The sequence below is a fragment of the Streptococcus mitis B6 genome, assembly GCF_000027165.1.
GTDB classification, from domain to species: domain Bacteria; phylum Bacillota; class Bacilli; order Lactobacillales; family Streptococcaceae; genus Streptococcus; species Streptococcus mitis_AR.
In genome coordinates this window covers 1,541,897-1,554,591 of the sequence record NC_013853.1, presented here as the reverse complement: position 1 = coordinate 1,554,591, position 12,695 = coordinate 1,541,897, and the positions used below count along the sequence as shown (strand labels likewise).

Annotated in this window: 4 protein-coding genes; 2 read left to right on the top strand and 2 right to left on the bottom strand. The window is 41.4% G+C overall.

Annotated features, from left to right (window positions below; all coding sequences use genetic code 11):
* Nucleotides 1-148: 148 nt before the first annotated feature.
* Complete coding sequence (yaaA, locus tag SMI_RS07770; protein ID WP_000697767.1) at nucleotides 149-877, top strand: peroxide stress protein YaaA; 729 nt, start codon at nucleotides 149-151, stop codon at nucleotides 875-877.
* A gap of 51 nt (nucleotides 878-928) precedes the next feature.
* On the opposite strand, the gene SMI_RS07765 is transcribed toward yaaA, so the two are convergent.
* On the bottom strand, nucleotides 929-2,413 hold the full coding sequence (locus SMI_RS07765) for a M protein trans-acting positive regulator PRD domain-containing protein (RefSeq protein ID WP_001245188.1): 1,485 nt from the start codon (nucleotides 2,411-2,413) through the stop codon (nucleotides 929-931).
* A 248-nt stretch (nucleotides 2,414-2,661) separates the two neighbouring features.
* Here SMI_RS07765 and SMI_RS07760 point away from each other — a divergent pair, with 248 nt between their 5' ends.
* The gene (locus tag SMI_RS07760; RefSeq protein ID WP_419992000.1) at nucleotides 2,662-11,616 is read left to right on the top strand and encodes a G5 domain-containing protein; all 8,955 of its coding nucleotides are present in this window, start codon (nucleotides 2,662-2,664) and stop codon (nucleotides 11,614-11,616) included.
* A gap of 232 nt (nucleotides 11,617-11,848) precedes the next feature.
* Here SMI_RS07760 and SMI_RS07755 read toward each other — a convergent pair whose 3' ends face one another.
* Nucleotides 11,849-12,397 (bottom strand): NAD(P)H-dependent oxidoreductase, encoded by a 549-nt coding sequence (locus tag SMI_RS07755; RefSeq protein WP_000039607.1) that lies wholly within the window; start codon nucleotides 12,395-12,397, stop codon nucleotides 11,849-11,851.
* Between the last annotated feature and the right edge of the window lie 298 nt (nucleotides 12,398-12,695).

Sequence of the window (12,695 nt, the reverse complement as noted above, 5' to 3'; positions counted from 1 at the left end):
TAGTAGATCCTTGCATGATAAAACGCATCGTATTAGAGTTTTGATGAACATCTAATATGATGCGTTTTTTCTGAGGTTTAAGACTTTCCCCAGTCTCTTTTCAGATGAATTCCTTGGTAGTGGCAAAAAAATATGCTACACTATTAATATGAAAATTTTAATCCCAACAGCAAAAGAAATGAACACAGACTTGCCAAGTATTGAAGCCGCTCCTTTAAGACCAGAAAGTCAGGCTGTGCTGGATGCCTTGGCCCTCTATTCTGCTAGTCAATTGGAGAGTTTTTACAAGGTATCAGCTGAGAAGGCAGCGGAAGAATTTCAACATATCCAAGCTTTAAAAAAACAAACTGCTCAACACTACCCAGCCTTGAAACTTTTTGATGGGCTCATGTACCGCCATATCAAGCGAGACAAATTGACCGAGGCAGAACAAGCCTATCTTGAAAATCATGTCTTCATTACCTCGGCTTTGTACGGAGTTGTTCCAGCCTTGTCACCTATGGCCCCTCACCGTTTGGACTTTTTGATGAAGTTAAAAGTCGCTGGTAAGACTTTGAAGAGCCGTTGGAAGGCAGCTTATGATGAAGCTCTGAAGAAGGAAGAAGTGATTTTTTCTCTCTTGTCGTCAGAGTTTGAGACTGTGTTTTCTAAGGAAATCAGAGAAAAAATGGTGACCTTTAAATTCATGGAGGATAGAGGTGGGCAGCTGAAGATTCATTCAACTATCTCCAAGAAAGCGCGTGGGGCCTTTCTGACAGCCTTGATAGAAAATCAAGTACAAACGGTTGAGGAAGCTCGTCGCTTAAGCTTTGCAGGATTTAACTACCGAGAAGACCTGTCCCAGCCACAGGAATTGGTTTTTGTAAAGGAAGTATAGAAAATAGATAAAAGAAAAAGTCAGCACGATTACGCTGACTTTTTTGATAGATTATAAAGTATTGGATATATGAATCTCATTTGATAAGGTGTTAAGATGATTAACCAAATCCATGATTGACAGATGGTTGCGGCAAATAAACTTCTTGGTAATCCCTGGAATATAGAAATTAGACACGATGATATCGTAATCTGTCTGATTTAATATCTCAGGACTTGTTTTCAATTCATCCCAAATATCGAAGATAAAGCGATTATTACAGTAATAGGAAAGCATATCAACAAAGGTAAGGGATAGAGCATGGTCAAAGTTACTGATAATCAAAACCTTGATAGGTGGTCGATTTTCTAACAACAAAGTAGAGAGGTTTTCAGCATGGGTTAAGATGGTGTACATCAAGTGTTCCAACTGTTCAGGATGGTCATGCTTTCCAATTGCTTGACGGTATTGAGCAAGTTCTTGACGCGCACTTGCCATAAAGTCTGGGAAGTAAACTTCAAATTTTTTAATCGTCAATGTTTTTTGTTCAAATAAGATTGGGGTAGAAAAGATTTCTTGACTTTCAAAGAAAGCAGTGTTGTGTAAATGCCAAATCAGCTCATCGTGGTTAGTAAAAGTAATCTGATATTGTTTTGATAGGCGTTCTAATATTTGACTAAGTAATTGGTAAGAGTATCTTGCTTCACTGTTCTCTTCTAAAGAGTTGAGAAATTCTTGAGGATCTAAAAAAAGATTGTTTTGAATAAAGGAAATAAAAATTTGTGCGATGATATCTGGAGTGATTTCCAGTCCTAATTTTTCAGAGAAATAGACAAGCGTCTCCTCAAAGTTTGGAATTCCCATCAAAAGAGGGTAGTATTCATCGTAGAAATGATTTGGTAAGTCGATGAAATGGCCATTTTTGATACGGTAAATACTGATAGCTAACATCAATTTATACATTCTATAAATTGAAAAGTGCATTGGATAATTGGTGATTTTATAGAAGAAATCAGCAAACTCTGTTAGGTCCTCTTCAGGGATATAGGGAAAAGGCCAGTCTAGGAAATAATAGCGCTCAGAAAAATATTGAGCATAAAAATAGCGAATATCGATTTCATTCCCACGTATTTCGGATGGAGTAAATGATAGTTCAATTTGGAATTGAGTTGACAGAGTTTTTGTAATATTTCTGCCCAATCGATAGAGGTTGGCACGACTAGAGTGAAGATTTTCTAGGGTTCGATAAATAGGTAGGCCCTCATTAAAAAACAGATACTCTAGTAATTGAAAAGATTGAGAATGGGCAAGAAAATGTTGATATACATCTTCCACACTAGTCTGCATGTTTAAATCTATCATAATTCCATTAATAGAAGATTGGATATCGATAGTTGGAAAGGCAGTACGTAATTCATTTAAATCACTTTTTAGAATTCGTTCTGTACATCCTAATTTGTCGGCAAGTTCATGCAGTCTCAACCAATTACGATTTTGAATTAAGGTTTCCATTAAACGTAATTGTCGCTGATCTTTCGTTGATAAAAGGTTACGCATTTAGGCAATTCCTCCTAAATTGTATTATATCATAATTATGATTCTGTTACACAAAAAAGAAAGAATTAAAAATATGTTCATTAAGTTCAAAAAAAAAAAATATGACTCCAAGGTACAAAAATAAGATACATTAATTTCGTAGATAATATTGATTAATGCCTCAGATAGTTGTAGATTGTAAACTATAAAATATTACTTAGGAGTTCAAAATGAAACATTCACATAAGAAATCATTTGACTGGTATAGCATGCAACAACGATACTCTATTCGTAAGTATCACTTTGGTGCTGCTAGTGTCTTGCTCGGGACAGCCTTAGTCTTGGGAACTGCTGCCAATGCGCAATCAGTACAAGCAGAGGAACAACATCCTGAGGCAACTAATAGTGTCTCTGTTGATAAGGTAGATGAAGCCACTAAACCAGCAGAAGTTTCTACACCTAAAAAAGAAACAACTTATGCAGCTCCAACTGTTGCTAACCCAGTAGAAACGACTCCAGCTAAATCTGATGAAGCTAAAGCGCCAGCAGAAAAAGTTGAAGAAGCAAAAGATAAAAAAGAAGAAGCAAGTCATCAAGATGCGGTTGATAAGTCAAAATTGTTAACAGCTCTTTCACGTGCTAAAAAATTAGAAAGCAAGTTATATACAGAAGAAAGTGCTGCTAACTTGCAAGCAAGTATCCAAGCTGGTCAAGGTTTGCTTGGAAAAGCAGATGCATCTGAAGCTGAAATATCAGCAGCAGAGTCATCTATTCAATCGGCTATTATTGGTCTAGAACTTCGTTCTAACTCTGATAAAGGAACAGTATCAGAAACGCCTGTAGTGAAGAAGGTTGACACAGTAGAAGCCAAAGAAGAAGCTAAACCAGCTGCAACAACAACTGATCGCTCAGCTGTTGATAGTAGCGTTTTAGCAACTAATGCACCTGCCAAAGTAGAAACAACTTCAGCTCCAAAATCTACTAATGAAATCTTAAAACCAGGTTTGAGTCTTTCTGATGCTCGCCAAAATCCAGCAATTCGTAAGGAAGACTTGGATAAAGGACAAAGTGGTTTTAGAGCTTCTAGCAATCCAGCAAACCCAATTGTTTCAGGTTCTGGAAATACAGTTGCATTTACAGATATTAGTCAAGGTGGTCGTAGTTATAGTTTCCGTGGCTACGGGAACTCACGTGGTGGTAATTCCATTCATTATGATGTAACAACAGTACGTCAAGGTAATCGATTGAATTTCACAATTGAATATTCTGGCCCGGGTGAATTTGTTAATAATAACTTTATCTTGGATAAAGGGGATGGATTTGGAAATCCTTCAAATGCGACTATCACCACTCCAAGATTAAGAGAACAATCAAAACCTGTTAGTCAGGGTGCCAACTTCGTATCTCACTCAGGATACAGTATGACCTCTGCTACTTCAACGAGTGAGAGACAAACAATCAGATTTAGTTTGCCTATCAATAATCCAAATGGTGACTTGTCTGTTCGTTTGAAACCAGTTACTTTTAACGTGGACCAAGGTGGTGGTGGTGCCGCTACTAGCAATGACCCATACAGTAACTCAAACTATTATTATAGAGCAAACCCACTATACTTGGATGCCAATCCTTATGGCGGATCTAATAACAAGGTTGTTTCAGAAGACATTGATTTCCAAACTGTCTATCTTCCAACTAGTAAGTTACCAGAAGGTCAAACTAGATTAGTTCGAGAAGGTGAAAAAGGGCAACGTCAAATTACCTATAAAGTCCATCGATTTGGTAACGAAACACTTTTAGGATTGCCAATTAGTAATTCTGTTACTAAAGAAGCTAAGCCACGTATTATGCAAATTGGTGTGGCTAAAGAGCTAATCGATACAGTAAAACCACGTGTCGATCAAAATAAAGTCGGTGATACAAATAACCTCACTTTCTATCTTGATAACGATGGAAACGGTGTTTATACTGAAGGTGTAGACGAACTTGTTCAAAAAATTGCTATTAAAGATGGAGCAAAAGGTGAAAAAGGAGACCAAGGCGAACGCGGTTTAACTGGAGCGCAAGGTGCCAAAGGTGAAAAAGGAGACCGAGGCGAACGCGGTTTAACTGGAGCTCAAGGAGCTAAAGGTGAAAAAGGAGACCGAGGCGAACGCGGTTTAACTGGAGCGCAAGGTGCCAAAGGTGAAAAAGGTGACCAAGGCGAACGCGGTCTCACTGGAGCCAAAGGTGAAAAAGGTGACCAAGGTGAACGTGGTCTGACTGGAGCGCAAGGTGCTAAAGGTGAAAAAGGAGACCGAGGCGAACGCGGTTTAACTGGAGCGCAAGGTGCCAAAGGTGAAAAAGGGGACCAAGGTGAACGTGGTCTGACTGGAGCGCAAGGTGCCAAAGGTGAAAAAGGAGACCGAGGCGAACGTGGTCTGACTGGAGCTCAAGGTGCTAAAGGTGAAAAAGGTGACCAAGGTGAACGTGGTCTAACTGGAGCCCAAGGTGCTAAAGGTGAAAAAGGGGATCAAGGTGAACGCGGTCTGACTGGAGCGCAAGGTGCTAAAGGTGAAAAAGGAGACCAAGGTCAGGCAGGTCGTGACGGTGTAACTCCAACCGTAACCGTTAGAGATAATAAAGAAGATGGTACTCACACTATCACTATTAACGACGGTAGAGGTAATGTTACAAATACTGTTGTAAGAGATGGTCTCGATGGAGCAAGTCCATTAGTTGCGACTCAACGAAATGAAGCTGATAAAACAACAACGGTTATCTTCTATTACGATAAAAATGGAAACAACGAATTAGATGCTTCTGATAAGAAGCTAAAAGAAGTTGTCATTGCAGATGGTGCCAAAGGTGAAAAAGGAGACCAAGGTGAACGCGGTCTAACTGGAGCCCAAGGTGCTAAAGGTGATCGAGGCGAACGCGGTCTCACTGGAGCCAAAGGTGAAAAAGGGGACCAAGGTGAACGTGGTCTGACTGGAGCGCAAGGTGCTAAAGGTGAAAAAGGAGACCGAGGCGAACGCGGTTTAACTGGAGCGCAAGGTGCCAAAGGTGAAAAAGGGGACCAAGGTGAACGTGGTCTGACTGGAGCGCAAGGTGCCAAAGGTGAAAAAGGAGACCGAGGCGAACGTGGTCTGACTGGAGCGCAAGGTGCCAAAGGTGAAAAAGGGGACCAAGGTCAGGCAGGTCGTGACGGTGTAACTCCAACCGTAACCGTTAGAGATAATAAAGAAGATGGTACTCACACTATCACTATTAACGACGGTAGAGGTAATGTTACAAATACTGTTGTAAGAGATGGTCTCGATGGAGCAAGTCCATTAGTTGCGACTCAACGAAATGAAGCTGATAAAACAACAACTGTTATCTTCTATTACGATAGAAATGGAAACAACGAATTAGATGCTTCTGATAAGAAGCTAAAAGAAGTTGTCATTGCAGATGGTGCCAAAGGTGAAAAAGGAGACCAAGGTGAACGCGGTCTCACTGGAGCACAAGGTGCTAAAGGTGATCGAGGCGAACGTGGTGAAACAGGGGCAGCAGGACGTGATGGTAAAACACCAGTAATTACTACAGCTCGTGGAAAAGATGGTCATAGTACTGACATTACATTTACAATTCCAGGTGAAGAGCCTGTTGTAGCTAATATTAAAGATGGTAGAGATGGTCGCACACCAACTATTGACTTAAATGCCTTAGCAGAAGCTGCAGTAAGAATTAATAATCGAAGAAGTGGAAGAGTAAGAAGAGCATTAGCAGACGACCCAGCTACAGCACCAGCATCACAACCAGTAGATGGTACTCGTATCACAGCCTACTATGATAATAATGGTAACGGTAAATACGATCCAGGTGTGGATGAATTAATTGGTACAAGTGATATCTTGAATGGTACGAATGGACGTAATGGTACAGATGGAGCTTCTGGTACAGATGGTCGTAATGGTGCTGAATTATTAAGTGGGACTAAAGCACCAACAGCAAATGATGGTAAAGATGGCGACACTTATATCGATGCCAATACAGGTGATGTTTATAAGAAAGAAAACGGAACTTGGGATAAGATTGGTAACATTCGTGGACCACAAGGACTAAAAGGTGAAGATGGAGTTGCAGGACCGCAAGGACCACAAGGACCTAAAGGTGACAAAGGTGATAAAGGTGAACAAGGTCTTCAAGGTCGTGATGGTCAAGACGGAGCACAAGGTTTACCAGGACGTGATGGACGTGATGGCGCAGCAGGTCGTGACGGACGTGATGGACGCGACGGTAAAGACGTATTGGACGGCAAAGTTAACCCAGAAGCAAATCAAGGTAAAGACGGCGATAAATACGTTAATACAGAAACAGGTGATGTCTTCGTTAAGAATAACGGCAACTGGGATAAAGAAGGCAACATCAAGGGACCTAAAGGGGACAAAGGTGACCAAGGTCTTCAAGGTCGTGATGGTCAAGACGGAGCACAAGGTTTACCAGGTCGTGATGGACGTGATGGTGCAGCAGGTCGCGACGGACGTGATGGACGCGACGGTAAAGACGTATTGAACGGCAAAGTTAACCCAGAAGCAAACCAAGGTAAAGACGGCGATAAATACGTTAATACAGAAACAGGCGACGTCTTCGTTAAGAATAACGGTAACTGGGATAAAGAAGGCAACATCAAGGGACCTAAAGGGGACAAAGGTGCAGAAGGTGCACAAGGACCTAAAGGTGCGGATGGAGCACAAGGTTTACCAGGACGCGATGGACGTGATGGTGCAGCAGGTCGCGACGGACGTGATGGACGCGACGGTAAAGACGTATTGAACGGCAAAGTTAACCCAGAAGCAAACCAAGGTAAAGACGGCGATAAATACGTTAATACAGAAACAGGCGACGTCTTCGTTAAGAATAACGGTAACTGGGATAAAGAAGGCAACATCAAAGGACCTAAGGGTGACAAAGGTGACCAAGGTCTTCAAGGTCGTGATGGTCAAGACGGAGCACAAGGTTTACCAGGACGTGATGGACGTGATGGCGCAGCAGGTCGTGACGGACGTGATGGACGCGACGGTAAAGACGTATTGAACGGCAAAGTTAACCCAGAAGCAAATCAAGGTAAAGACGGCGATAAATACGTCAATACAGAAACAGGCGACGTCTTCGTTAAGAATAACGGCAACTGGGATAAAGAAGGCAACATCAAAGGACCTAAAGGGGACAAAGGTGACCAAGGTCTTCAAGGTCGTGATGGTCAAGACGGAGCTCAAGGTTTACCAGGTCGTGATGGACGTGATGGCGCAGAAGGTCGTGACGGACGTGATGGACGCGACGGTAAAGACGTATTGAACGGCAAAGTTAACCCAGAAGCAAACCAAGGTAAAGACGGCGATAAATACGTTAATACAGAAACAGGCGACGTCTTCGTTAAGAATAACGGTAACTGGGATAAAGAAGGCAACATCAAAGGACCTAAGGGTGACAAAGGTGACCAAGGTCTTCAAGGTCGTGATGGTCAAGACGGAGCACAAGGTTTACCAGGACGTGATGGACGTGATGGCGCAGCAGGTCGTGACGGACGTGATGGACGCGACGGTAAAGACGTATTGAACGGCAAAGTTAACCCAGAAGCAAATCAAGGTAAAGACGGCGATAAATACGTCAATACAGAAACAGGCGACGTCTTCGTTAAGAATAACGGCAACTGGGATAAAGAAGGCAACATCAAAGGACCTAAAGGGGACAAAGGTGACCAAGGTCTTCAAGGTCGTGATGGTCAAGACGGAGCTCAAGGTTTACCAGGTCGTGATGGACGTGATGGCGCAGAAGGTCGTGACGGACGTGATGGACGCGACGGTAAAGACGTATTGAACGGCAAAGTTAACCCAGAAGCAAACCAAGGTAAAGACGGCGATAAATACGTCAATACAGAAACAGGCGACGTCTTCGTTAAGAATAACGGCAACTGGGATAAAGAAGGCAACATCAAGGGACCTAAGGGTGACAAAGGTGAACGTGGAGAGGATGGTAAGACTCCAGAAGTAACTGTAACTCCAGGTAAAGATGGCCGTAGTACTGACATTACATTCACTGTTCCAGGTAAAGATCCAGTTACAGTAAATGTTAAGGATGGAGAAAATGGTCTAAACGGTAAAACTCCAAAAGTTGATTTACTTCGTGTCGAAGGACAAAACGGCAATCCATCTCATACAATTGTGACATTCTATACTGATGAAAACAATGATGGTAAGTACACATCAGGAACTGATGAACTTCTAGGTTCAGAAATGATTAAAGATGGTGCTAAAGGTGCGGACGGACGTGATGGTAAATCATTACTTACTGTCAAAGATGGTAAAGAAACTAAAGTTTACCAAGAAGATCCAGCACATCCAGGTCAACCATTGAACCCAGAAAAACCTCTAGCAGTTATTAAAGACGGAGTGGACGGTGTCTCTCCAACAGTAACAGCTGTTCGTAAGGATGAAGAAGGTCATAAGGGTGTAGAAATCACGGTGGATAACCATGATGGTTCACAACCAACCACAGTCTTTGTTCATGATGGTGAAAAAGGAGAAACTGGTGCAACAGGTCAAGATGGACAAACTCCTACAGTCACAACCCAACGTGGTCAAGATGGTCAAAGCACTCTTGTCACTATCACAACACCAGGAAAAGATCCAGTAACATTTACTGTGAAAGATGGTAAAAATGGTAGAGATGGACGTACACCACATATTGACTTAAATGCATTAGTGGATGCAGTAAGAAGAGGTGCAGGATTAGCTAGTAATCCACAACCTTCTACATCAACAAGAAGTGCAAGAAATAGAAGAGCATTACCAGATGAAGATAGAAGTGCAACTGAGTCATCAGAAACAGTACAACCAACAACTACAGATGCAACAGGTTCACAACCAGCAACTACAGGTTCACAACCAGCAACTACAGATTCACAACCAGTAGATGGTACTCGTATTACAGCATACTATGATAATAATGGTAACGGTAAATACGATCCAGGTGTGGATGAATTAATTGGTACAAGTGATATCTTGAATGGTACAAATGGACGTAATGGTACAGATGGAGCTTCTGGTACAAATGGACGTAACGGTGCTGAATTACTAAGTGGAGCAACTGCACCAACTGCTAATGATGGTAAAGACGGTGATACTTATATCGACGCCAATACAGGTGATGTTTACAAGAAAGAAAATGGTTCTTGGAACAAGATTGGTAATATCCGTGGACCTCAAGGAGTAGCCGGTGAAAAGGGCGAAAAAGGTGATAAAGGTGAAAACGGAGCTAATGGAGCTAATGGAGCAGATGGTAAATCACCAGTTGTAAATGTAACGGACAATGGAGATGGAACACACTCTATTACTGTTAGAAATCCTGATGGTTCTGAATCAACAACTAAAGTTAAAGATGGTAAAGACGGTAAAACTGCCAATATCACTACAACAGAAAATCCAGATGGAAGTCACACAATTACTGTAACAAATCCAGATGGAACAACTAAAGAAACTGTTGTTAAGAATGGTAAAGACGGTAAGACTCCAAAAGTTGAAGTAACGGATAACGGAGATGGAACTCATACTGTTAAAGTTACGGATGGAGACGGCAATGTTACCAACGCAATCATCAAAGATGGTAAAGATGGTAAAGCTGCAACAGCAACAACTACTGAAAATCCAGATGGAAGTCATACAGTAACAATCACTAACCCAGACGGAACTAAGAATGAATTTGTTGTGAAAAATGGACGTGACGGTGTTGACGGACGTACTCCAACTGCATCTGTTCGTGATAATGGGGACGGAAGTCATACAATCGTTATTACAAATCCAGAAGGTGTGACAACTGAAACGACAGTTCGTGATGGTAAATCACCAAAAGTTACAATAACTGACGAACAAAATGGAACTCATAAGATTTCAGTTCTAAATGGTGATGGAACAACTACTGAAACAATCATTAAAGATGGTAAATCACCAGTAGCAACTGTTACTGACAACCATGATGGTACTTACACAATTCGTGTAGAAAATGGTAACGGTACTGTTTCTGAAACCACAGTTCGTGACGGTAAATCACCAACTGCTAAGGTTGTGGATAACGGTGATGGAACTCACACTATCACAGTTGTGAACTCAGACGGTACAACTACAACAACGACAGTTCGTGATGGTAAAGAACCAAAACTTGAAGTGATTGATAACAACAACGGTTCACACACTATTAAAGTGACAGGTGCTGATGGTAAAGAAACTACTACTACAATCTTTGATGGTAAATCACCAAAAGCGAACATCGTTGATAACGGAGATGGAACTCACACCTTAACAATCGTTGATTCTGATGGCCGTGAATACAAATCTATTATCAAGGATGGTAAAGATGGCGTTTCACCAACTGTAACTGTTAAAAATAATAACGATGGAACTCACGTTGTTACAATTACTAATCCGGATGGAAGTAAGACAGAAATGGTGATTAAAGACGGTAAAGATGGTAAATCACCAAAAGTTTCTGTTGAAGATAATGGTGATGGTAGTCATACAATCACAATCATCAATTCTGACGGAACTGTGACAAAAACAGTTGTTAAAGACGGTAAAGACGGACGTGATGGACGTGACGGTAAAGACGGCAAAGATGGTAAATGTGGATGCCAAGACAAACCAGTAACACCATCAAATGACAAACCAGTTCCTCCAACACCTAATATGCCAGAAGGACCTAAATTTGCAATGCCAGAACCACCAGTTCATGAATTGCCAGAATTCAACGGTGGTGTGCCAGGAATGCCAGAAGTTCACGAATTACCAGAATTCAATAGTGGAGTACCAGGAATGCCTGAAGTGCCAGAGGTACCAAGATTAGATATTCCAACAGTACCAGCGCAACCAACACCAAATGTGCCGATACCAGAAGTACCGGTTAAACCTGTGCCAGCGCAACCAACACCAAATGTACCGACACCAGAAGTGCCAGTACAACCAACTCCAGTTGTTCCAACACCAGAAGTACCGGTTAAACCAGTACCAGCGGTTCCAGAACAACCAGTAGTACCAACACCGGCTCAACCAGCAACTCCAGTAAATGCTAACCCAGTAGTATCAACTACAGTTAAAGAAAACCATGGGGACAAATTACCAGAAACTGGAAGCCAATCTGATTATATCTCTGTTCTTTTAGGTAGCGGTATTCTATTGAGCCTATATGTAGGTCGAAGAAAAGAAGATTAATCAGCAAAAAGCAGTCATTAATTTCTCGAAAGAAGATGATAAGTGATAGATCTGGAATGAAAGAATATTCTTAGAACGATTTTCCATGATGGAAAGACTGCTAAAAACCTTGAGTGGTAACGCTCAAGGTTTTTTGGTTGACTGATGTTTGTCTGAAGATCTTGATTGAGTCTAAAAAAGCCACCCTGTTAGGTGACGATCATTGATTTAGACTTTTTAAACTATCTATTTTTTACTGAACTGCGGCTACCAAATCTTGAGCTTGTTTTTCAAGTGAGTTTAGGGCTGTTTTTTCGAGAACCAATTTTCCGTCTGTCCAGGCAGAGTCATTGACACGTGCAGCAGTGAAGTCACCAACGACTTGTGTACGGATAAATGGCAAGAGGTCTTTATAGATAGCGAAGAGTTGATTGTGACCGGCATTAGCTACAGATGATACGGTGACAAACTTGTCTTGAAGGGCAGAAGCGCCACGTGTATCAGACAAGTCAAGGGCACGAGATAGCCAGTCAAGCAAGTTTTTCACTGTTCCAGGGATAGAGAAGTTGTAGACTGGAGAGAAGATCCAGATAGCATCCGCAGCGAGAACTGCTTCACGAGCAGCAGCTACAGCTGGATGTGTTGGAACTTCCAAATCTTGGCTGAAGAGAGGGATAGCTGAATAATCAAGGTAGCTAACTTCCGCTTTACCAGCAAGTGCTTTCTCAGCTTCGAGAGCCATTTGGTGGTTGAAAGAACCTTGACGTAGTGATCCGACGATAAATAATACTTTTTTAGACATGATGTGTCTCCTTTTTCTTAATTTCCGAGAAGTCTCTCGTTGTTATAAAATATATTACAACAAAACAAAAGGACTTGCAAGAAATTTGCTCAGAGTTTATTTGAAAATTATAAAATTGCTGAAACTCTAGTCATTTGTGACTGAAATGCATTTGATTTTTGAAGGGTATTCCTATATTCTCTTGTAATATGATGACATAAGTGCTAAAATAAACAAGAAAACTCGCAATAGAAACCGTGGAACGGCTATTTTTTTCGGTATCATTTCATAAACAATTAAACGAAAATAATGGCATTGA

Coding starts and splice junctions, on each gene's coding strand:
- yaaA (WP_000697767.1), top strand. CDS start 149: ATGAAAATTTTAATCCCAACAGCAAAAGAAATGAACACAGACTTGCCA.
- SMI_RS07765 (WP_001245188.1), bottom strand. CDS start 2,413: ATGCGTAACCTTTTATCAACGAAAGATCAGCGACAATTACGTTTAATG.
- SMI_RS07760 (WP_419992000.1), top strand. CDS start 2,662: ATGCAACAACGATACTCTATTCGTAAGTATCACTTTGGTGCTGCTAGT.
- SMI_RS07755 (WP_000039607.1), bottom strand. CDS start 12,397: ATGTCTAAAAAAGTATTATTTATCGTCGGATCACTACGTCAAGGTTCT.